The organism is Pedobacter sp. GR22-6, assembly GCF_037402555.1.
In the GTDB taxonomy this organism is placed as follows: Bacteria; Bacteroidota; Bacteroidia; order Sphingobacteriales; family Sphingobacteriaceae; genus Pedobacter.
This window is the reverse complement of record NZ_JBBEUC010000004.1, coordinates 532,245-553,281: the sequence shown is the minus strand read 5'-3', so window position 1 is coordinate 553,281 and position 21,037 is coordinate 532,245. Positions and strand designations below refer to the sequence as shown.

General features: G+C 43.9%; 23 protein-coding genes. All 23 read left to right on the top strand.

Annotated elements, in window-relative coordinates:
* Nucleotides 1-162 precede the first annotated feature (162 nt).
* The 23 genes from WAE59_RS20505 (at nt 163) to WAE59_RS20395 (ending at nt 21,033) form a co-directional block, all read left to right on the top strand.
* Nucleotides 163-1,041: a diacylglycerol/lipid kinase family protein gene (locus WAE59_RS20505; RefSeq protein ID WP_337857856.1), complete on the top strand. Its 879-nt coding sequence runs from the start codon at nt 163-165 to the stop codon at nt 1,039-1,041.
* Nucleotides 1,042-1,065: 24 nt separating this feature from the next.
* Nucleotides 1,066-1,419 carry a translation initiation factor gene (locus WAE59_RS20500; protein ID WP_337857855.1) on the top strand — a complete coding sequence of 118 codons (354 nt, stop codon included), beginning with the start codon at nt 1,066-1,068 and terminating at the stop codon, nt 1,417-1,419.
* A gap of 148 nt (nt 1,420-1,567) precedes the next feature.
* Complete coding sequence (gene pckA, locus WAE59_RS20495) at nt 1,568-3,175, top strand: phosphoenolpyruvate carboxykinase (ATP) (protein WP_337857854.1); 1,608 nt, start codon at nt 1,568-1,570, stop codon at nt 3,173-3,175.
* Between the two features lie 293 nt (nt 3,176-3,468).
* Complete coding sequence (locus WAE59_RS20490) at nt 3,469-4,311, top strand: MotA/TolQ/ExbB proton channel family protein (RefSeq protein ID WP_337857853.1); 843 nt, start codon at nt 3,469-3,471, stop codon at nt 4,309-4,311.
* Nucleotides 4,312-4,397: 86 nt separating this feature from the next.
* Entirely contained in the window at nt 4,398-5,012 is a 615-nt protein-coding gene (locus WAE59_RS20485; protein ID WP_337857852.1) for a biopolymer transporter ExbD, read from the top strand.
* A gap of 8 nt (nt 5,013-5,020) precedes the next feature.
* Nucleotides 5,021-5,554, top strand: coding sequence for an ExbD/TolR family protein (locus WAE59_RS20480; RefSeq protein WP_337857851.1), 534 nt, complete (start codon nt 5,021-5,023; stop codon nt 5,552-5,554).
* Nucleotides 5,555-5,581: 27 nt separating this feature from the next.
* A complete protein-coding gene (locus tag WAE59_RS20475) occupies nt 5,582-6,403 on the top strand; it encodes an energy transducer TonB (protein WP_337857850.1) in 822 nt (273 codons plus the stop codon).
* Between the two features lie 3 nt (nt 6,404-6,406).
* The gene (locus tag WAE59_RS20470; RefSeq protein ID WP_337857849.1) at nt 6,407-6,631 is read left to right on the top strand and encodes a hypothetical protein; all 225 of its coding nucleotides are present in this window, start codon (nt 6,407-6,409) and stop codon (nt 6,629-6,631) included.
* A 1-nt stretch (nt 6,632) separates the two neighbouring features.
* Complete coding sequence (locus WAE59_RS20465) at nt 6,633-7,538, top strand: PstS family phosphate ABC transporter substrate-binding protein (RefSeq protein ID WP_337857848.1); 906 nt, start codon at nt 6,633-6,635, stop codon at nt 7,536-7,538.
* Between the two features lie 142 nt (nt 7,539-7,680).
* Entirely contained in the window at nt 7,681-9,417 is a 1,737-nt protein-coding gene (locus WAE59_RS20460; RefSeq protein WP_337857847.1) for a tetratricopeptide repeat protein, read from the top strand.
* A 79-nt stretch (nt 9,418-9,496) separates the two neighbouring features.
* Nucleotides 9,497-9,868 (top strand): NADH-quinone oxidoreductase subunit A, encoded by a 372-nt coding sequence (locus tag WAE59_RS20455; protein WP_337857846.1) that lies wholly within the window; start codon nt 9,497-9,499, stop codon nt 9,866-9,868.
* Nucleotides 9,869-9,974: 106 nt separating this feature from the next.
* Nucleotides 9,975-10,517 carry an NADH-quinone oxidoreductase subunit B gene (locus WAE59_RS20450; protein ID WP_337857845.1) on the top strand — a complete coding sequence of 181 codons (543 nt, stop codon included), beginning with the start codon at nt 9,975-9,977 and terminating at the stop codon, nt 10,515-10,517.
* Entirely contained in the window at nt 10,517-11,020 is a 504-nt protein-coding gene (locus WAE59_RS20445) for an NADH-quinone oxidoreductase subunit C (RefSeq protein ID WP_337857844.1), read from the top strand. Before WAE59_RS20450 ends, WAE59_RS20445 begins: the two co-directional genes overlap by 1 nt.
* 6 nt (nt 11,021-11,026) lie before the next feature.
* On the top strand, nt 11,027-12,238 hold the full coding sequence (locus WAE59_RS20440) for an NADH-quinone oxidoreductase subunit D (protein ID WP_337857843.1): 1,212 nt from the start codon (nt 11,027-11,029) through the stop codon (nt 12,236-12,238).
* A complete protein-coding gene (locus WAE59_RS20435; RefSeq protein WP_337857842.1) occupies nt 12,231-12,743 on the top strand; it encodes an NADH-quinone oxidoreductase subunit NuoE family protein in 513 nt (170 codons plus the stop codon). Before WAE59_RS20440 ends, WAE59_RS20435 begins: the two co-directional genes overlap by 8 nt.
* Nucleotides 12,743-14,110, top strand: a complete 1,368-nt coding sequence (gene nuoF, locus WAE59_RS20430; RefSeq protein WP_337857841.1) for an NADH-quinone oxidoreductase subunit NuoF — start codon at nt 12,743-12,745, stop codon at nt 14,108-14,110. Before WAE59_RS20435 ends, nuoF begins: the two co-directional genes overlap by 1 nt.
* Before the next feature lie 5 nt (nt 14,111-14,115).
* A complete protein-coding gene (locus tag WAE59_RS20425) occupies nt 14,116-15,120 on the top strand; it encodes a 2Fe-2S iron-sulfur cluster-binding protein (protein WP_337857840.1) in 1,005 nt (334 codons plus the stop codon).
* Nucleotides 15,120-16,157, top strand: coding sequence for an NADH-quinone oxidoreductase subunit NuoH (nuoH, locus tag WAE59_RS20420; protein WP_337857839.1), 1,038 nt, complete (start codon nt 15,120-15,122; stop codon nt 16,155-16,157). Before WAE59_RS20425 ends, nuoH begins: the two co-directional genes overlap by 1 nt.
* Nucleotides 16,158-16,190: 33 nt before the next feature.
* On the top strand, nt 16,191-16,688 hold the full coding sequence (locus tag WAE59_RS20415) for a NuoI/complex I 23 kDa subunit family protein (protein ID WP_337857838.1): 498 nt from the start codon (nt 16,191-16,193) through the stop codon (nt 16,686-16,688).
* Between the two features lie 113 nt (nt 16,689-16,801).
* Nucleotides 16,802-17,299, top strand: a complete 498-nt coding sequence (locus WAE59_RS20410; RefSeq protein WP_337857837.1) for an NADH-quinone oxidoreductase subunit J family protein — start codon at nt 16,802-16,804, stop codon at nt 17,297-17,299.
* A gap of 8 nt (nt 17,300-17,307) precedes the next feature.
* A complete protein-coding gene (gene nuoK, locus WAE59_RS20405) occupies nt 17,308-17,628 on the top strand; it encodes an NADH-quinone oxidoreductase subunit NuoK (RefSeq protein WP_443147267.1) in 321 nt (106 codons plus the stop codon).
* Nucleotides 17,629-17,652: 24 nt separating this feature from the next.
* On the top strand, nt 17,653-19,545 hold the full coding sequence (gene nuoL, locus WAE59_RS20400; RefSeq protein WP_337857885.1) for an NADH-quinone oxidoreductase subunit L: 1,893 nt from the start codon (nt 17,653-17,655) through the stop codon (nt 19,543-19,545).
* Between the two features lie 21 nt (nt 19,546-19,566).
* Nucleotides 19,567-21,033, top strand: a complete 1,467-nt coding sequence (locus WAE59_RS20395; RefSeq protein ID WP_337857835.1) for a complex I subunit 4 family protein — start codon at nt 19,567-19,569, stop codon at nt 21,031-21,033.
* The last annotated feature ends 4 nt before the right edge of the window (nt 21,034-21,037 follow it).

The window sequence follows — 21,037 nt, the reverse complement described above, 5'->3', positions numbered from 1 at the left end:
ATGAAGTGTAGATCGGTTAGCACTTTTTTTTACGTGGTTGCAATCCCGCTATTTTTAAGATAGCATCGCAAATCAGTCCACTTTGATGCGCCAAAATTACACTATATATTTAAATAGTCAAAAAATATCAATTATTTTGTACCGTCATTAAAGAAAGGCCCCTTGTCAAAATCGAACATTCTATTCATTATCAATCCCATTTCAGGTGGGAAGGATAAGTTAAAGATTCCTGCATTGATCGATGCACATCTCGACCGGGAGAAATTTAACCCAAACTTCAGTTTTACGGAATATGTGGGACATGCCTCCGAGATTGCAGAAGAGGCGGCCAATAAGAATTTTGATGTGATTGTAGCAGTAGGGGGGGATGGCACCATCAATGAAGTAGCGGCCAAGGTCATGCAATACGACAAGATATTGGGCATCATACCTTTTGGATCTGGAAATGGACTGGCGCGTTACATGAAGATCCCGCTTAAGCCGGTTCAGGCGATTCAGCTGATCAATGAGGGTAAGGCCGGTTTGATCGATACGGGAAGGTTCAACGGGAAAGCGTTCTTCAATATGGCAGGTATGGGCTTTGATGCCCACATCAGTTCTGTTTTTGCGGGAAATAAGTCCAGGGGCCTGAGTGGCTATCTGAAGCTGGGGTTCCGGGAGGTACTCAGTTACCGGCCTCAGACTTACCGGCTGATCATCGACGGAAAGGAATATATCCGTGAGGCCGTGGTGCTGAGTATCGCCAACTCTTCGCAATACGGCAATAATGCGCATATTGCAGCAGGGGCTTCCGTCACAGACGGTCTGCTGGATGTCTGTGTCATCCCGCAGTTTCCCCTATATAAATTACCTGTACTGGCCTATGAGATGCTGAATGCCAAAACTGACCAGTCGGACCTGGTGGAGATCATCCGGGGGAAAGAAATCCGCATTTTGCGCAGTCAGGATGATGCGATCCATATCGATGGAGAACCTTTTTTCATGGGCAGGGAAATCGAGGTCAGTGTGGCGCCCTTATCTTTAAATATCATTAGTCCTTAACGCATTCGCATAAAAATACCTGTTATGAAACCTAAAAAGAAAAGCCTGAGTGACCTGGGGGGGATCATGTATTCTACAGACCCTTCTTTTGTCTATGAAGAAGAAAACGAAATTCCGGAACAAGCGCTGCCCAACCAGCAGCAGGACCTGCGGGTGATGCTGGACAAAAAAAACAGGGGAGGAAAGGCCGTTACGCTGGTCACCGGCTTCAGGGGATCAGATGAGGCGCTGGAAAAACTGGGCAAAATGCTGAAAACCAAGTGCGGGGTAGGTGGAGCAGCTAAAGATGGAGAGGTCATGATCCAGGGAGATTTCAGGGACAAGGTGGTGGATTTGCTGCAAAAAGAAGGATTTAAAGTGAAGAAATCAGGAGGCTGATTTTAGCTTTATTTTTGTGTTTATTTAGTTGTATTTCAGTTATTTGCGTATTAGTGTATTCCCGACAATAAGTAAAATTTTTATGTAAAAAGGGTGTTTTTTACCTTTTTATCTACATAACTTTGTCGGACTAACTTATTATTCAAATATGAGCAAAGCAGTAATGCCGACGCCTGATTTGAGCTATCTGAACCTGGATTCAGATAAAGCTCTGTATCAGCTGGACGTTGCACAATTGGTAGAGGAGGCCTTGTCGAATGGAGAAGGCAGCCTTGCCGATACCGGTGCACTGGCCATAGATACCGGTGCCTTCACCGGTCGTTCCCCTAAAGACAGATTTATTGTAGATGATGCACTTACCCATGACGCCGTTTGGTGGGGCGATATCAATATCCCATTCGATCCGGATCGGTTTGATGCGCTGATGGGAAAACTGACCCGGCATTTGAATGCCGCCGACAAATATTATGTGCGGGATGCCTATGCCTGTGCAGACGCGAATTACCGCAAGACGATCAGGGTAGTCACAGAAAGCGCTTATCAGAATTTATTTGCTAATAACCTTTTTCTGAGACCTGTTGAAGCAGAATTGGGGGATGCCCCGGAATGGACCATACTTGCTGCACCTTCCTTTCTGGCAAATCCTGAACAGGACGGGACCAGGCAATCCAATTTTTCCATCTTGAATTTCACAAAAAAGATCATCCTGATCGGCGGTACGGGTTATACCGGTGAGATCAAGAAAGGAATCTTTTCGGTGTTGAATTTCGTATTGCCATACGAGCGCAACATCCTTTCCATGCACTGTTCTGCCAATGTGGGCAGTGCAGGTGATACCGCTATTTTCTTTGGGCTTTCAGGAACCGGAAAGACGACATTGTCGGCAGATCCGGCCAGAGGTCTGATCGGGGACGATGAGCACGGCTGGGCCGATGGTTCTGTGTTCAATTTTGAGGGCGGCTGCTATGCCAAATGTGTAGACCTGACTGAGGAAAAAGAGCCGCAGATTTTCAAGGCCATCAGGCCGGGGGCGCTACTTGAGAATACGAATTACTATCCTGGTACCAATACCGTCGATTTTTCCAATATTGATAAAACAGAAAATACACGGGTAGCTTATCCTATACATTATATAGATAACGCGGTGATTCCTTCTATTGCCCCGGACCCGAAACACATCTTCTTCCTTACTGCGGATGCTTTTGGGGTATTGCCGCCGATCTCGAAGCTGACCGCTGCGCAGGCCATGTTCCATTTCATTTCCGGCTATACCGCTAAGGTAGCCGGTACGGAAGCAGGGGTTACAGAACCTCAATTGACCTTTTCAGCTTGTTTCGGGAAGGCTTTTTTGCCTTTGCATCCTACACGCTACGCTGAACTGCTGGGCAGGAAAATGCAGGAGCACGATGTAAAAGTATGGTTGGTGAATACTGGCTGGAGTGCTGGAGTGTATGGTGTGGGGCAGCGCATGAAGCTTTCCTATACCAGGGCAATGATTACTGCCGCCCTGGAAGGTACATTGGAAAAGGTGGAATATGCAACCGACCCTGTGTTTGGACTGCAGATGCCGGTCAGTTGCCCGGAGGTTCCTTCAGGGATTTTAAACCCAAGAAATACCTGGACAGATCCGCATCAATACGATGTAAAGGCAAACGAACTGTCGCAGGCCTTTATTGATAATTTTAAACAGTTTGAGGCCTTTGCCAGCGAGGAAATTTTGTCGGCCTTGCCAAAAGTAGTCGAAAACACTGCTTAAAGCATTTTTTTTAACGAAAAATTTGCATTTCAGTTTTTTTTTAGTTTTAATTGCGAAAGATTGTCTCCACAACGAGACAATCTTTTTTAATTAATAGAGGTAATACAAACAGTGAGGGTGTTTAAACTGCTGCAAGAGGAATTCACAAACTAATGATTATTTAATATTGTAATTAAATTCAAAGTTATAAATTTGTTATTGCAACAAATGTTTGTAATCGTCGTTGTGTGTATTACGGAATATTTATATAATTTTAAAAAACAAAGTACTAAAAACTAAAAAACTAAAAAAAAATGGCAAACGCACCAAAACCAACAACAGTTAAAAAAGAGAGCTCTTCTTCAGCTTCAAATTTATTCGCTACGCTTACAATTCCAATTTGTTTAGTCATTGGGTTCTGTGTATACAAGTTTATCTTTGGAGATAGAGGTAATTTCATTGGCGGAGCAGATCCGGATTTGCATGAAACACTTCCAAACCCAGGTAACTATATGGGTATGGCTTATAAAGGTGGTGTGATTGTACCGGTTCTATTGGGGATGTTTTTAATGGTTATTGTGTTCTCTATTGAGCGTTTCATCGTGATCAGTAAAGCAACAGGAAAAGCTGGGTTAGATTCATTCGTTAAGAAAATTCAAGCATTCCTGAACTCAAACAATATCGAAGCAGCAGTGGCTGAGTGCGATAAACAACAAGGTTCAGTTGCAAACGTAATCAAATCAGGTCTGAAAAAATACCGTGAGATGGAAACTGAAACCAACATGGATACAGATCAAAAATGTCTGGCTATTCAGAAAGACATCGAAGAAGCTACTACTTTGGAAATGCCAATGTTAGAGCAGAACTTAACTGTAATCGCTACTTTGGTATCTGTAGGTACATTGACAGGTCTATTGGGTACAGTAACAGGTATGATCAAGGCCTTCGGTGGTTTGGCTAACTCTGGTGCTCCGGATCAGGCTGCATTGGCAACTGGTATCTCTGAGGCCCTAATTAACACGGCTACTGGTATCGGTACTTCCACCTTTGCGATCATCATGTATAACATCCTGACTTCAAAAATCGATAAGTTGACTTACGCTATTGATGAGGCAGGTTTCAGCATCATCCAGACTTACGCTTCTACGCATAAATAAAAAATAATGAATTTTTTTTTACCGGCTTTATGGAAAACCGGAAGAATTAACATCATTAGTAAAAAGAAACAATAATTTTTAAAATTATGCCAAGAGCAAAGGTCCAAAGAAAGAGTACCGCGATTGATATGACGGCTATGTGCGACGTGTCCTTCCTGCTACTGACTTTCTTTATTTTAACAGCAACAGCGCGTCAGCCTGATCCTCTGGAGGTCAGTATACCGACCTCGACCTATAAGATCAAACTTCCGGATACGGACATGGGGATCTTATCGATCGGTAAAGGAAAGGTGTTCTACGAGATCGTAGGTGCGGACGTTAAGAAGTTGACACTTCAGAAAATGGGTGAGCAATATAAAATCACTTTCTCTCCTGAAGAAATCAAACGTTTTTCCGTAATCGGTTCGTTTGGAGTTCCGATCCAGAACCTGAAGCAATTCATTATGCTGGATGGAGAGGCACGTGACAAGTATGCAAAAGCCGGGAACGGTATTCCTACGGATTCAGTAAGTAAAGAACTGGATCAGTGGATCATGCAAAACCGTCAGGCGGTAGCTGAATTGCACAATGCCCCTTTACGTATCAGTATCAGAGGTGATGCTAAAGAAGAATATCCTGTGATCAAAAAGATCATCGATATCCTGCAAGATCAAAAAGTAAACAAGTTTAGTTTAATTACATCAACCGAAGGCGGTAAATAAGATAAATTATGGCAGAATTAGATACCTCCAGCGGGGGAGGGAAAAAAGGCGGGAAGGTTAGAAGTAAGAAAGCAAGTACCAAAGTCGATTTGACTGCGATGGTGGATCTGGCCTTCTTATTGATCACTTTCTTTATGCTAACAACCTCCCTGTCGAAGCCGATCGCGATGGACATTGCGAAACCGGATCAAGAGGACAATGACGTAAAATTGGAATTAAGGGCCTCTGAAACTATGACCATCTTATTGGGTAAAAACGATAAGGTAGCCTGGTACATGGGAGAAGCAGGGTCTACAGCTCCTAATATTGAGAGTTTTTCTGAAGTCAGAAAATCCTTAATGAAGAATAAAGAGGATGTTTATAAAAGCAAGGGAAGAAACCTGGTAGTAGTAATTAAACCTACGGACGGTGCGACTTACAAGAACTTTGTGGATATCATGGACGAATTGAACATTGTGGGCATTAAAACTGCTCCGGCGATCGATGACGTTTATATCCTGGATAGTGAAAAGGCCGCAATGAAACAAGCTGGTATATTATAAACACATTAAACAAGAAAATATTAAGCTATGTTAGGTTCTAAAATAGATTTACTAAAAAGGGATTGGCTTGATGTGGTATTTGCAGGCAAGAACAAAGCTTACGGTGCTTATGAGCTCCGTCAGAAGAGTGCCTCCAACACCACTAAATCATTGCTGATTGCGTCAACGGGATTTATCCTGTTGTTCCTTTCCCCGAAGATATCAGAGTTGTTCAAAGGCAAGGAGCCTGTGATCGAAGAGGTGAAACAAGTGGAGGTTGTGGTGCAACCGCCGCCACCAGTAAACCCGGAAACACCTCCACCGCCACCGGTAGAGCCGCCACCTCCGAAACAGGATCAGGTGAAGTTTCCTCCTCCGATCGTAAAGCCAGATGAACTGGTACGTGACGAAGAGCCGCCAACCATTGAAGACCTGAAAAAGGCTGACCCTGGTCAGAAAACCATCGCCGGTGACCCTGATGCGGACATCGTAATCGCTACAGCAGCTGGTGACGGTCCGAAACAGGCAGCAGTAGTAGAGGATACTAAAGTGTACGACTTCACCAGTTTGGAACAACATCCAACTTACCCAGGTGGTATGGATAAGTTCTACGAATATCTGGGTAAAGCAGTAAGGTACCCTCAGATGGCTCAGGAAAACAACATCCAGGGTAAAGTATTCCTTTCTTTCGTAGTAGAGAAAGACGGAAGCTTGACCGATATCAAAGTAGATAGAAAACTGGGTGGCGGTACGGATGAAGAAGCCGTTCGTGTACTTAAAGCGAGTAAAAAATGGATACCAGGTATCCAGAATGGTAAGAAGGTTCGTGTGAAATATAACATTCCAATTAGTTTTACCTTACAACAATAATAGATGTTTGATTTGAGAACATTTAAACAGAAATCGCCTCAACAGCGGTTTCTGTTTATTTTAGGGCTAGTCATGTTTACGGTTTACCTGATTTTGGGCCTGGTCCTGATCTTATGGAAAGACATGCCCATTACCCTGGATCAGCCTTACCGCATCGCCCTTGGAGCCTTGCTAATTGTATATGCAGCGATCCGTTTCAATCGCGTGATGAAACCGAATGACGATTAACATGAAAAACCTCAGTATAGTACTTGTTGTGTTGATGCTGGCCGCTTGCAAGGGTGGCAAAAAAGATGTGGTCATCCAGACCCGTACTTCCGGTACTGCCAAGATACTGGTGGATGAATCTTTTTCATCGATCATTAGAGACCAGATCGAAGTATTTAATGCTGACTATAAGGACGCTAAAATTACGGTGGTGCCCGGGAATGAGAATAAGATTGTGCCGGCTTTCTTAAATGACAGCATGGGTGTAATCATTTTGTCGAGGATGCTGAAGCCTGAAGAGGCGAAGGTATACCGAAACAGAAATATTATTCCAAAGACTTCCAGATTCGCCATTGATGGAATCGCCCTGATCACCAATAAAGACAATCCTGATACCACAATTACTGTGGAGCAGGTAATCAGTATCCTGAAAGGAAGAGCAGCTGCTGGTGGGCCAAATCTTGTCTTCGACAATGCATATTCCAGTACCTTAAGGTATTTTAAAGACCTCGCGGGAATAAAAGATTTGCCAAAACAAGGAATTTATACCCTGGAACATAATAATGATGTAATCAAGTACGTTTCAGAACATAAGAACTATATCGGGGTAATCGGAGTCAACTGGTTGATAGAAAAAAGCACAGGAAGCTCTGAATACATCTCCGGAGTAAAAACACTGGGAGTCAAAAATCTAAAGGGAAAATTGGGGGACGACGCTTTTTATCAGCCTACTCAAAAGAATTTAATGGACGCTACCTATCCGTTTTTGCGGAATGTTTACATCATCAACTGTGAGGGCAGGGATGGTTTAGGTACAGGATTTGCTAACTGGTTAATGAGCCAGCGCGGACAATTGATCGTTTTGCGATCAGGCTTGGGGCCTCATAAATTGATGCCAAGAGAATTTAACCTGAAGAATACAAAATAAAATTTATATTTTAGAAATCTAAAACAGTAACGAACAATTTGGAGCATCACATCCGCTTCATAACAAAATTAAATACTAAAATACGAACCATGAAACCTGCGCAAGCAAGCTTCATAACAAATTAAATTCTAATATACGAACCATGAAAATGACAAAGAAAGCAATAACCTTATGTTTAGGTTTAGTAGTGATGGGTTCTGCCTCTTTTGCTCAAAGTTTAGCTGATGCGAAAAAGGCCATAGATGCCGAACAGTACCAGAAAGCGACCGGGATGCTAAAATCGTTGGTGAAATCACAATCCGGAAAAGGAGAGAACTATTTTTATTTAGGAAATGTTTATTTAAGCAGGGATTATTTGGATTCTGCCAGGGCAGCCTATACACAGGGGATTACTGCAGATGCTAAATTTGCCCTGAACTATGTTGGATTGGGACAAGCTGATCTGATGTCGAATAATGCAGCTTCAGCAAAGACAAACTTTGCAAAAGCGATTGAAATGGCTTCTAAAAAAGACCATACGCCAAGCCTATATGTAGGTAAAGCTTATATTGCGATTGACAAACCAGATTTTGAGTCGGCTTTACCTTACCTGCAAAAAGCAGATGAGATCGATGCAAAAGACGCCGATGCTGAAACTTTCCTGGCTTTAGGTGATTACTATGCTTTGCAACGTAAGAACTCTGAAGCATTGTCAGCATACATGCGTGCATTGAGTATCGATGCTACTTTATACAGAGCTACCGTACAGATCGGCCGTATGTATAAGGAATCACGTGCATTTAGTGATGCAGAAACCGAATTGCAAACAGTAGTTTCTGCTGACCCTAATTATGGTCCTGCTTACCGCGAGTTGGCTGAATTGTACAGACAATGGGCAGATTTTGAGCCGGCAAATGCTGCAGCAAAAAATGCACAGGCAATTGAGAACTATAAAAAATATCTTGATTTGACCGATAAATCTTACGAATCAAGAATCAGATACGCACAGATCCTGTTCTATGCGAAAGATTTCCAGACTTTGGAGCAAGAGACTACTGCACTGGCTTCTATGAACCCTAATGATCCGAAAAATCTGATCGTTTTGAGGTTAAGGGGCTATTCGGCTTATGAGAATAAAAATTATCCTCAGGCTTTACAGTTCATGAATGATTTCTTTGCGAAAGCAACAGACACATCGAGGATCATCTCTGAAGATTACTTCTACCTTGGTCAGTCACAATTGCAAAACAAAGAAGATAGTCTGGGTATCATTACAATCACTAAGGCACTTCAGCGTGATTCATCTAAATCTGTAATTTTAGCTGACCTGGCTAAAACTTACTATGATGCTAAAGATTATAAGAAAGCAATGACTACTTACGCTTTGGCCAACAGATTCAACCCGACAGGAAAGGGAACAGGAGCTTTATTGAACTTCTACTACCATGGACTTGCTTCTTATTTCTTCTACGCAAAAGGTTACAGCGAGAAAACCAATCCATCTAAAGATATTCTGGTTAAAGCAGATTCTTCGTTTGCTACGCTTGCGAAATATTCTCCGACTACGTATGATGCTTATTTGTGGAGAGGTCGTGTAAATAACCTGATGGACAGCGATACTGATCCTACCGGACTGAAATTGCCTTTTTATCAGCAATACCTGGATTCAACAGAAGCACATGTAGACAAACAGACTGCTGCTGTGAAAAAGAACATGCTGGAAGCATACAATCAAATTGCAGGTTTTGCATCTTACAAAGAGGATAAAGCTAAAGCGAAATTATATTGGGATAAGGCCCTTGCTTTAGATCCAACGAATGCGCTTGCACAAGAAGGATTAAAATCGCTAACTGCACCTGCTCCTAAAGCAGCAACAAAGTCAGCGCCTAAGAAAAAATAGTCGATTTCGACGGAAAATTGAAAAGGCAGGGTTGTGATCCTGCCTTTTTCTTTTAATTTTGCCCTATAATCAGATCAGCATGGAAACACAAAGCGGAGCAGTAGATTTTTTACCCATCATATTTCAGGTGCTTGTAGCACTGGGTTTTGTAGTGGTTACTTTAATAGCGACCCATTATCTTGGGCCAAAAAGAAAGACTGCCGATAAATTATCGACCTTTGAGGCGGGAATTAAAGTAGTAGGAAACGCGCGTCAGCCTTTCTCTATCAAGTATTTCCTGGTTGCGATCCTTTTCGTTTTGTTTGATGTGGAGGTGATCTTTATGTATCCCTGGGCAGTGAATTTCAGGGAGCTCGGGATGGCTGGTATGGTAGAGATGTTCATCTTCATGGGGACACTTTTACTAGGCTTTATTTATGTCTTAAAAAAGAAAGCGCTGGACTGGAATTAATCTATTTAGATCGGTTCTAAATGCAGCCTCTCCGACCTATTTGCTTTTAAAAATTGTAAATTTGTGGTTCATTCTTTACAGGAATGAACCTTTTTCGTTTTGTATCATGAGTAACATCAATATAGTAGACGCGCCTCCAGGCATAGAAGGATCCGGCTTTTTTGCCACCTCCTTTGATAAGGTTATTGGTTTGGCCAGATCACATTCATTATGGCCTTTGCCATTTGCGACATCATGTTGCGGGATCGAATTTATGGCTACCATGGGTTCGCATTACGATTTCGGTCGTTTTGGTTCAGAGCGCTTGAGTTTTTCACCCCGTCAGGCAGATTTGCTGATGGTTATGGGGACGATTGCCAAGAAGATGTCGCCCGTACTGAAGCAGGTTTACCTGCAGATGGCGGAGCCGAGATGGGTGATGGCTGTTGGTGCTTGTGCATCGAGTGGCGGTATCTTCGATACCTATTCTGTGTTGCAGGGGATCGATGAAATTATTCCGGTGGACGTTTATGTCCCTGGTTGCCCTCCGCGTCCGGAAGCCATTCTGGATGGCTTTGGTAAGATCCAGGAGCTGGTGAAGAATGAATCTTCAAGAAGGAGGAATTCTGACCAGTATAAAGAAATGTTGGCTTCATACGGAATACTATAATGGCAGAAGTAACGAATCATGAGCTGATCCAATTGCTGACCGAAAAGTTCGGTGGCAAAATCATCGGTGTGAATGAACCTTACGGATTACTTACTTTTGAGACCAGTACGGATGTGATCATTGATGTGCTTGGTTTTCTTAAACAAAATGATTTAGCGAATTTCAATTTCCTGACAGACATTACGGCTGTGCATTATCCGGAGAAAAAGCATGGTATTGCGGTAGTTTACCACCTGAATAGCATGGTGCACCGGATCAGGATTCGTGTGAAGGTGTTCATAGACGAGCGCCAGCCTGAAATCCCGACAGCTACTGTACTTTGGAATGCGGCCAACTGGATGGAACGCGAGACTTATGACCTGTTCGGAGTGAAATTTGAGGGTCATCCCGACCTGAGAAGAATCCTGAATATGGATGAGCTGGGTGTGCACCCCATGCTGAAGCAATATCCTTTGGAAGATCCGAATAGAGTAGATAAAAAAGACGAATACTTTGGTAGATAATAACTCATGAACAATCAGCCAGTATATACAGATAACGACCCGCAGAATGAACTGGTGACCTTGAACTTAGGTCCGACTCACCCGGCAACACACGGTGTTTTTCAAAATGTGATCCAGCTGGACGGAGAGCGGATCGTGAGTGGTGTTTCTACAATCGGTTACATACACCGTGCCTTTGAAAAGATAGCCGAACACAGGCCTTTTTATCAGATCACACCGCTGACCGACCGCCTGAACTATTGCTCATCACCCATCAACAATATGGGCTGGCATATGACAGTAGAGAAATTGCTGAACATAAAAATGCCGAAACGCGTGGACTACCTTAGGGTAGTGGTGATGGAACTTTCGCGGATTGCGGATCATATCATTTGTAACACGATCATCGCACAAGATACCGGTGCAACAACGACATTCCTCTACCTTTTCCAGTTCAGGGAACATATTTACGAGATTTTTGAAGAAGTTTGCGGCGCCAGACTGACAACCAATATTGGCCGGATCGGGGGATTTGAAAGAGATTTCAATGAGATTGCTTTTGCGAAAATCGATAAATTTTTGAAAGAGTTTCCGGTAGCCCTGAGGGAGTTTGAAAGTCTGCTCAACAGGAACCGGATTTTTATAGACAGAACTGCTAAAGTCGCTGCTGTTTCTGCAGAGCAGGCACTGGACTACGGTTGGACCGGCCCTTTGCTGCGCTCAGCTGGAGTAGATTACGATGTGCGTGTGAGTGATCCTTACTCATCGTATGAAGATTTTGATTTTGAAGTTCCGGTAGGTACCAGTGGCGACATTTACGACCGTTACCTGGTGAGGAATGAAGAAATGTGGCAGAGCCTGAGCCTGATTCAGCAGGCGCTGGACAAGATCAAGAAAGAACCTGCGGGGATTTTTCATGCAGACGTCCCTGAGTTCTATCTTCCTGGAAAAGAAGAAGTTTACAATAATATGGAGGCACTGATCTATCACTTTAAGATTGTGATGGGTGAGATTGACGCCCCGAAAGCTGAAGTGTACCATGCTGTAGAGGGTGGTAACGGTGAGCTTGGTTTTTACCTGATCAATGATGGGGGAAGAACTCCTTACCGTCTGCACTTCAGGAGACCTAGTTTTATTAATTACCAGATGTTTGCGCTGATGAGTAAAGGTATGCTGTTGTCAGATGCCATTATCAACATGAGTAGCATGAACATTATTGCAGGAGAATTAGATGCTTAAAGTAGAAGAAACACAACCTGTAGCATTCTCGGCAGCTTTGATCGCAAAGTTTGATGAGATCATTGGCAGATACCCTGAGGGAAAACAAAAATCTGCTTTATTACCCATGCTGCATGAAACCCAGGCCGAATTGGGCTGGCTAAGTACCAGTGCAATGGACAAAGTAGCTGCACACCTGGACATTTTACCGATCGAGGTGTATGAAGTGGCTTCTTTTTATACTATGTACTTCCTGAAACCTCAGGGTAAATACATGCTGGAAGTATGCCGTACAGGACCTTGCTGTTTGGTTGGTGCGGAGAAAATCATGACACATATAGAAAACAAACTGGGTGTAAAAGAAGGAGAAGTGACGGAAGACGGTTTGTTTAGCTGGAGAGGTGTGGAATGCCTGGCTGCCTGCGGGTATGGCCCGGTATTGCAGATCGGTCCGGAGTATACATTTTACGAAAACCTTGATGAACAAAAGGTGGACGCATTGATAGACGATTTACGCAAGAAATAATGGCCCGTAAACTCTTATTAGAACACATAAACGTACCTGGCATCAATACACTTGATGTGTATCGCCAAAAAGGCGGATACCGTGCGGTAGAAAAGGCTTTGAAAACCCTGAGCCCTGAAGAAGTGGTGGAAGAGGTGAAAAAGTCGGGTCTGCGCGGACGTGGTGGTGCGGGATTCCCTACGGGAATGAAATGGAGCTTTTTGGCAAAACCAGAGGGTGTGCCCCGTTACCTGGTCTGTAATGCAGACGAGTCGGAGCCCGGAACTTTTAAGGACCGCTACCTCATGACCCATATTCCCCATGCGCTGATCGAAGGCATGATCGTTTCCAGTTTTGCATTAGGCGCCAATACTTCTTACATCTATGTAAGGGGAGAAATGATGCCGCAGATCAGGATCCTGGAAAAAGCGATTGCAGAAGCTAAAAATGCAGGCTTCTTAGGTAAAAATATTTTGGGTTCGGGATATGACCTGGAACTGTACGTTCAGCCCGGAGGTGGAGCTTACATCTGTGGTGAAGAGACTGCCCTTTTGGAATCACTGGAAGGAAAAAGAGGAAACCCAAGGATCAAACCGCCATTCCCTGCTATTGCGGGACTGTATGGTTGTCCGACCGTAGTAAATAACGTAGAATCTATTGCAGCTACTGTACCGATCATCAATGATGGCGGAGAGGAATATGCAAAGATCGGTATCGGCAGAAGTACAGGAACCAAGTTGATCTCGGCTTCGGGAAACCTGGTGAGACCCGGTGTCTATGAAATTGAGTTGGGCTTATCGGTAGAAGAATTCATTTATTCCGACGAGTGGTGCGGTGGTATCGCGAACGGCAAGAAACTGAAGGCAACGGTTGCGGGAGGATCTTCAGTGCCGATTTTACCGGCAAACCTGAGTCTGAAACTGGCCAATGGCGAGCCAAGGCTGATGAGCTATGAGTCCCTGGCTGAAGGCGGTTTTGCTACCGGTACGATGATGGGCTCCGGAGGTTTCATTGCATTTGATGAAGATCAGTGTATCGTAAGGAATACCTGGAACTTTGCACGTTTTTATCACCATGAAAGTTGCGGACAATGTTCGCCTTGCCGTGAAGGAACGGGATGGATGGAAAAAGTATTGCACAGACTGGAATACGGACATGGTAAAATGAGTGACATTGACCTTTTGGTGGATGTTTCGAAGAAAATAGAAGGAAATACGATCTGTCCGCTTGGTGACGCAGCGGCCTGGCCGGTTGCGAGTGCCATCAGGCATTTCAGGGATGAGTTTGAGTGGCATGTAAAAGAGCCGGTTAAATCTCTAGAGACAAATTATGGTTTGGCAAATTATGCTGAGCCGATTGCTAAAGCAGAAGTTACGACAGGAAATTAACAATCATGAGTGATACAGTTAAGGTAACCATTGACGGAATAACAGTAGAAGTAGCGCCGGGAACGACCATTTTAAATGCTGCAAGGCAAATTGGTGGTGATATCGTTCCTCCTGCGATGTGCTATTATTCCAAATTAGAAGGTAGCGGCGGTAAGTGCCGTACCTGCATTGTGAAAGTAAGTAAAGGTTCTGAAAAGGACCCCCGCCCGATGCCTAAGCTGGTAGCATCCTGCCGTACTACTGTAATGGATGGGATGGAAGTGCAGAACATTACTTCGCCGGAAGTATTGGAAGCGAGAAGTGGTGTTGTGGAGATTCTGCTGATCAACCACCCGCTGGATTGCCCGGTATGTGACCAGGCCGGAGAATGCGACCTGCAAAATTTGGGTTATGAGCACGGTTTACAAAAAACAAGGTATGAATTTGAGCGCCGGACTTTCGAGCGTATCGATATAGGAGATAAGATCCAGTTGCACATGAACAGGTGTATCCTGTGCTACCGTTGTGTGTTCACTGCCGATCAGATCACCAATAAACGGGTGCACGGAATTTTGAACAGGGGAGACCATTCAGAAATCTCTACCTATATCCAGACTGCGGTAGACAACGATTTTTCAGGTAACGTAATCGACGTTTGTCCGGTGGGCGCCCTGACCGATAAGACCTTCAGGTTTAAAAACAGGGTTTGGTTTACCAAGCCGATCGATGCACACAGGGATTGCCCGACCTGCAGCGGTAAAGTAACCCTTTGGTACAAAGGAGAAGATGTATTGCGTGTGACTGCACGTAAAGATGTATATGGCGAAGTAGAAGAGTTCATTTGCAATACCTGCCGTTTCGAGAAGAAAAAGACTGCGGACTGGACAATAGAACACCCTACCCACATCAGTGATGCTTCGGTAATTGCGTCGAACCATTATGAGACTTTAAAACCATTGCCAGTAATTCAGAACAACCCTCAATTGCAGCAGGCAAACAGGATAGAACTAGAAAAAACCACTAAATTCTAATGGACGTAGCTTTTGTAATCGAAAAATTTGTGCTGGTAACCATCATTTTTGCCATTAGTCTGGTCATTGCGATGTATTCTACCTATGCAGAACGGAAGGTGGCTGCCTTTTTACAGGACAGGCTTGGACCGGACAGAGCTGGTCCCTTCGGAATCCTGCAGCCATTGGCCGACGGTGTGAAGATGTTCATGAAGGAAGAGATCATTCCTTCCAACTCCAATAAATGGCTGTTTATGGTAGGGCCTGGACTGGCTATGCTTACTGCCTGTATCGGTACCGCTGTGATTCCATGGGGTAGTGCGATCAGCATCGGTGATAGGATTGTTCCTTTGCAGGTGACTGACATCAATGTCGGTATTCTTTACATTTTTGGTGTAGTTTCCCTTGGTGTTTATGGTGTAATGATCGGGGGCTGGGCTTCCAACAATAAATATTCTTTGCTCAGTGCGATCAGGGCCGCTTCTCAAAACATCAGTTATGAGATTGCTATGGGCTTGTCCATCATTGCCCTGTTGCTGGTGACCAATACCATGAGTTTGAAAGAGATCGTAGAACAGCAGCATGGCTGGCACTGGAATGTGCTGTATCAGCCGCTGGGTTTCCTGATCTTTATGATCTGTTCTTTTGCAGAAACCAATAGAGCACCTTTCGATTTACCGGAATGTGAGACCGAGCTGATCGGTGGTTACCATACGGAGTATTCTTCAATGAAACTGGGCTTTTACCTGTTTGCGGAATACATCAATATGTTCGTATCCTCGGCAGTAATGGCAACGTTATATTTTGGTGGCTATAACTATCCCGGAATGGATTTCATGGCAGAGTTGCTGGGACCTACTTGGGCACCGATTTTCGGTACTGTAGTGTTCTTTGTCAAAATCTTTGCCTTCATCTTCTTCTTCATGTGGGTTCGCTGGACCATTCCGCGTTTCCGCTATGATCAACTGATGCATTTGGGCTGGAAGGGACTGATCCCGCTGGCGATTGCCAACATCATCATCACAGGTATTGTGATTGCAATAATTGAGAAATTTTAAACCCGCATTTGCGGATAACAATAAGGAGGTTTAATGGAACCATTGACCAGTAAAAAGAAAGTATTAGAACAAAAGCCACTGACCTTTGGGGAGCGTATGTATCTTCCTGCGATTGCGAAAGGGCTTACTGTTACCTTCAGCCACTTGTTCAAAAAAGAGGCGACTATCCGGTATCCTGAAGTGGAAAGGGAATTCTCTACGAATTTCCGTGGGATGCACTCGTTGAAAAGGGACGAAAATGGTAAGGAACGCTGTACAGCCTGTGGACTTTGTGCCTTATCCTGTCCTGCAGAGGCGATCACAATGATTGCTGCAGAGCGGAAGCCGGAAGAGAAAGACCTGTACCGCGAAGAGAAATATGCTTCGGTATATGAGATCAACATGCTGCGCTGTATTTTTTGCGGACTGTGCGAAGAAGCCTGTCCAAAAGAAGCGATCTACCTGGATGGTCCGATCGTGCCTGCAGATTACCTGCGTAAGGACTTCATTTATGGTAAGGATAAGCTGGTTGAAGCCCCTTTGGAAAAATAACTGTATTAGTAACCGTCATTGCGAGGAACGAAGCAATCCTAAAGCAATTGACTTGAAAATAAGATTGCTTCGTTCCTCGCGATGACGGGGTGAATAATAATTAAACATAGATAATGGGTACATCAGTATTCTATTTTGTAGCAACATTGAGCGTGATCTTTTCACTGATGGTTATTTTTTCAAAGAACCCAGTGCATAGCGTGCTTTACCTGATCGTTACATTTTTTACATTCACAGTTCATTATGTGCTGTTAAATGCCCAGTTCCTGGCTGTTGTGAACTTCATTGTTTACATGGGGGCGATCATGGTACTTTTCCTTTTTGTACTGATGCTCCTGAACCTGAACAAGGACAATGAGCCTTTAAAATCGAATTTGGTCAAAGTTGTGGGTGTGATTGCAGGCTGCTGCCTGATCGTGACGCTCGCCGGATCTTTGAAGGCGACTGCCATTTCCGATCCGGTGATCCTGAAGAATCCAAATCTGGGATTGCTGAAGAACCTTGGAAAAGAACTATTTGGCCCTTATATGCTGCCATTTGAACTGTCCTCTATTCTGCTGCTTTCAGCGATGGTGGGTGCGGTATTGTTAACTAAAAAAGAAAAAGTATAGTGGAGAACATGACCCAACAATTACAGGGAGTACCGCTTAACCATTACATCTGGCTAAGTGCTATTATTTTCGCCATCGGCGTAATCGGCGTACTGACCCGCAGAAATGCCATCGTTATTTTCATGTCAGTAGAGTTGATGCTGAATGCTGTAAACCTTTTGCTAACTGCCTTTTCTGTACACAGTAACGATCCTTCGGGACAAGTGTTTGTGTTCTTTATCATGGCACTTGCTGCTGCAGAAGTAGCAATAGGCCTGAGTATCATTGTAATGGTTTACAGAAATACGCAGTCCATAGATATTAATGTGTTGAATCGCCTTAAGTGGTAGTTATTAAGAATAAGTTATAAGATGATAATAGATTTAGTTTGGCTGGTTCCGTTGATCCCATTGATTGGTTTTATCATCAATGGATTAGGAAGAAACACATTATCCAAAGGGCTGATCGGAGTGATCGGAAGTACGGCGATACTGGCTTCGTTTGTGATCAGTGTATGTATATTCCTGGCTTTGGGTTCAGATCCTGTAAAATCTCATGAAGTATTTTTGTTTGACTGGATCAGTGCCGGTTCGCTGCATATCCCCCTGTCATTCCTGGTAGATCCACTCAGTTCGATCATGTTGCTGATCATAACCGGGGTCGGTTTCCTGATCCATATCTATTCTGTCGGTTATATGCACGATGATGAAGGATTCGGTAAGTTCTTTGCCTACCTGAACCTATTTATCTTCTTCATGCTCCTGCTGGTGCTCGGTTCGAACTACATCGTCATGTTCATCGGATGGGAGGGAGTAGGACTTTGTTCTTACCTGCTGATCGGTTTCTGGTATACCAATAGTGCCTATGCCTCTGCTGCCAAGAAAGCTTTTGTGATGAACCGGATCGGTGATCTGGGTTTTTTATTGGGTGTGTTCTTTATCTTCACGACATTTGGAAGCCTGGAGTTCTCTAAAATATTTCCTCAGGCAGCAAACATGCTGCCGGGCGACGGTACGATCGCGCTGATTGCCTTATTGTTGTTTATCGGTGCCTGCGGTAAATCGGCACAATTGCCATTGTTTACCTGGTTGCCGGATGCGATGGCCGGACCGACACCGGTTTCTGCGCTAATCCATGCAGCTACGATGGTAACGGCAGGGATTTATATGATCGCCAGATCCAACCTGATCTTCGACCTGGCCCCTTCGATACAGCATATTATCGCTATTGTAGGCCTGGCTACGGCATTGGTAGCAGCCATCATTGCCCTTACTCAAACTGACATTAAAAAAGTATTGGCTTATTCGACAGTTTCTCAATTGGGCTATATGTTCCTGGGACTGGGAGTGGGCGCTTACAATGGTGCATTCTTCCATGTGATCACCCATGCTTTCTTTAAGGCATTATTGTTCCTTTGCGCAGGTTCAGTGATCCATGCTTTACACCATGAGCAGGACATGAGGCATATGGGTGGCTTACGTAAGAAATTGCCTGTGACATTCCTGACCATGCTGATCGGTACGATTGCTATTGCAGGTTTACCTCCCTTCTCTGGATTCTTCTCTAAGGATGAAATCCTGGCGCATGTTTACCTGCATGACAAAGTAATGTGGGGGATTGCCGTTTTTGGTGCATTCCTGACTGCGTTCTATATGTTCAGAATGTTGTTCCTGACTTTTTATGGTAAATACCGCGGTACACACCATGCAGAAGAGAAAATCCATGAATCGCCTAAGAGTATGACGGTTCCATTGATCGTTTTGGCGGTATTATCGGCTATAGGAGGTATCATTGGAATTCCGGAAGCATTGGGAGGCAGTCATTGGTTGTCACATTGGTTGTCGCCAGTCATCAGTCATCATGGGGAATCACCCGATCACGCTACTGAATATGCTTTGATGGCTGTTTCTGTGCTAGGTGTATTGGTTTCTATCGTATTTGCTTACGTGAAGTACATAAAGAATGCACACATACCAGTACCTGACGAAGCAAAACGTTCTGCACTGGCTAATTTATCCTATCGTAAGTTCTATTTTGATGAGATCTATGATGCGGTATTCAGAAAGCCACTGGATGTGTTGTCCGGATTCTTTTACAAGATCGTAGATCTTAAAATCGTAGATGGTATTGTCAACAGTCTGGGCTGGGGAACCACGGAGGCCAGCAAGGGGCTGCGTTTGGTACAGTCTGGTAATGTTGGCTTTTATATATTCATGATGGTGGTAGGCATCATCTCCTTGTTATTGTATACTTATTTATCTCTGTAAAAGATCGTTCAAGAAAAGATAATGGAACAACTTTTAATACTTCTTATATTCTTACCACTGGTTGCTGCATTAGTTACCGCTTTTTCTGGCAATGCCGCTAAACACGTAGCTTTGGTTTCAGCCATTGCCTCTTTGGGCCTTACTTTAGCACTGGTATGTAATTTCTCTCCCGATGCGAGTACACAATTTGAATTGAGCTTTCCCTGGATCAGCGATCTGGGCATCAATTTCCATGTAGGGATCGACGGGATCAGCATCATCACCGTATTGCTGACCAATGTACTGATGCCGCTGATCATTTTATCGGCCTATCAGCATAATTATAAAAGCCCGAATGCCTTTTTTGCACTGATGCTGTTCATGCAGACCGGATTATTGCTGGTATTTACTGCGATGGATGCTTTTCTGTTCTACATTGGATGGGAGGCTGCTTTAATCCCTATTTACTTCATTTGTGCGGTTTGGGGAGGTAAAGACAGGATTAAGGTGAATATGAAGTTCTTCGTTTATACCATAGCAGGTTCCCTGTTTATGCTATTGGGCATCATCTATCTCTACCTTCAAAATCCTGCGCATAATTTTGAAATCCAGGCATTTTATAACCTGAACCTGGATGCTTCGCAGCAATGCTGGATTTTCTGGGCTTTCTTTATCGCATTTGCGATCAAGATGCCGATATTCCCTTTTCATACCTGGCAACCCAATACCTATACAGAAGCACCTGCAGCAGGTACAATGTTGTTGTCGGGTATCATGTTGAAGATGGGTATTTACGGTGTAATCAGGTGGTTATTGCCGATTGTACCTACAGGAGTTCAGGACTGGGGACATCTGGCTATTATCCTTTCGGTAATTGGTATTCTGTATGCTTCCGTTATTGCTTTCACGCAAAAAGATGCCAAGCGTCTGGTGGCATATTCTTCTATAGCCCACGTGGGATTGATCAGTGCAGGTATTTTTGCACTGAACACACAAGGCATGCAAGGTGCGATGGTGCAGATGTTAAGTCACGGGATCAATGTTGTAGGGTTGTTCTTCGTGCTGGATGTCATCTCCAGTAGGATGAAGACAAATAGAATTTCTGAACTGGGTGGTATAGCCAAGCAGGCACCTGTATTGGCTATAGTTTCCCTGATCATCGTATTCGGAACAGTCGCTTTACCTGGAACCAATGGTTTCATCGGTGAGTTTCTGCTGTTGATGGGCGTATACCAGTACAATGTATGGATTGCCGCTTTGGCTGGACTGACGATTATTTTCGGTGCGGTTTATATGTTGAGGATGTACCAGAATGTGATGCTGGGCAAAACCAACGAACTTACGATCGGATTTACAGACATCAAAGGCTCTGAAAAAGTAGTATTGTATGTGATCTGTATATTGATCATTGCATTGGGCGTGTACCCTAAGCCAATTCTGCATTTGTCGGAAGCTTCTGTACAGCATTTAATAGAACAAGTCACACAAAAATTAACTTCGGTAAACTAAGCAA

Excerpts from the sequence above, each read along its gene's own strand:
- WAE59_RS20500 (WP_337857855.1), top strand. The coding sequence starts at position 1,066 with ATGAAACCTAAAAAGAAAAGCCTGAGTGACCTGGGGGGGATCATGTAT.
- pckA (WP_337857854.1), top strand. The coding sequence starts at position 1,568 with ATGAGCAAAGCAGTAATGCCGACGCCTGATTTGAGCTATCTGAACCTG.
- WAE59_RS20490 (WP_337857853.1), top strand. The coding sequence starts at position 3,469 with ATGGCAAACGCACCAAAACCAACAACAGTTAAAAAAGAGAGCTCTTCT.
- WAE59_RS20485 (WP_337857852.1), top strand. The coding sequence starts at position 4,398 with ATGCCAAGAGCAAAGGTCCAAAGAAAGAGTACCGCGATTGATATGACG.
- WAE59_RS20480 (WP_337857851.1), top strand. The coding sequence starts at position 5,021 with ATGGCAGAATTAGATACCTCCAGCGGGGGAGGGAAAAAAGGCGGGAAG.
- WAE59_RS20475 (WP_337857850.1), top strand. The coding sequence starts at position 5,582 with ATGTTAGGTTCTAAAATAGATTTACTAAAAAGGGATTGGCTTGATGTG.
- WAE59_RS20470 (WP_337857849.1), top strand. The coding sequence starts at position 6,407 with ATGTTTGATTTGAGAACATTTAAACAGAAATCGCCTCAACAGCGGTTT.
- WAE59_RS20465 (WP_337857848.1), top strand. The coding sequence starts at position 6,633 with ATGAAAAACCTCAGTATAGTACTTGTTGTGTTGATGCTGGCCGCTTGC.
- WAE59_RS20460 (WP_337857847.1), top strand. The coding sequence starts at position 7,681 with ATGAAAATGACAAAGAAAGCAATAACCTTATGTTTAGGTTTAGTAGTG.
- WAE59_RS20455 (WP_337857846.1), top strand. The coding sequence starts at position 9,497 with ATGGAAACACAAAGCGGAGCAGTAGATTTTTTACCCATCATATTTCAG.
- WAE59_RS20450 (WP_337857845.1), top strand. The coding sequence starts at position 9,975 with ATGAGTAACATCAATATAGTAGACGCGCCTCCAGGCATAGAAGGATCC.
- WAE59_RS20445 (WP_337857844.1), top strand. The coding sequence starts at position 10,517 with ATGGCAGAAGTAACGAATCATGAGCTGATCCAATTGCTGACCGAAAAG.
- WAE59_RS20440 (WP_337857843.1), top strand. The coding sequence starts at position 11,027 with ATGAACAATCAGCCAGTATATACAGATAACGACCCGCAGAATGAACTG.
- WAE59_RS20435 (WP_337857842.1), top strand. The coding sequence starts at position 12,231 with ATGCTTAAAGTAGAAGAAACACAACCTGTAGCATTCTCGGCAGCTTTG.
- nuoF (WP_337857841.1), top strand. The coding sequence starts at position 12,743 with ATGGCCCGTAAACTCTTATTAGAACACATAAACGTACCTGGCATCAAT.
- WAE59_RS20425 (WP_337857840.1), top strand. The coding sequence starts at position 14,116 with ATGAGTGATACAGTTAAGGTAACCATTGACGGAATAACAGTAGAAGTA.
- nuoH (WP_337857839.1), top strand. The coding sequence starts at position 15,120 with ATGGACGTAGCTTTTGTAATCGAAAAATTTGTGCTGGTAACCATCATT.
- WAE59_RS20415 (WP_337857838.1), top strand. The coding sequence starts at position 16,191 with ATGGAACCATTGACCAGTAAAAAGAAAGTATTAGAACAAAAGCCACTG.
- WAE59_RS20410 (WP_337857837.1), top strand. The coding sequence starts at position 16,802 with ATGGGTACATCAGTATTCTATTTTGTAGCAACATTGAGCGTGATCTTT.
- nuoK (WP_443147267.1), top strand. The coding sequence starts at position 17,308 with ATGACCCAACAATTACAGGGAGTACCGCTTAACCATTACATCTGGCTA.
- WAE59_RS20395 (WP_337857835.1), top strand. The coding sequence starts at position 19,567 with ATGGAACAACTTTTAATACTTCTTATATTCTTACCACTGGTTGCTGCA.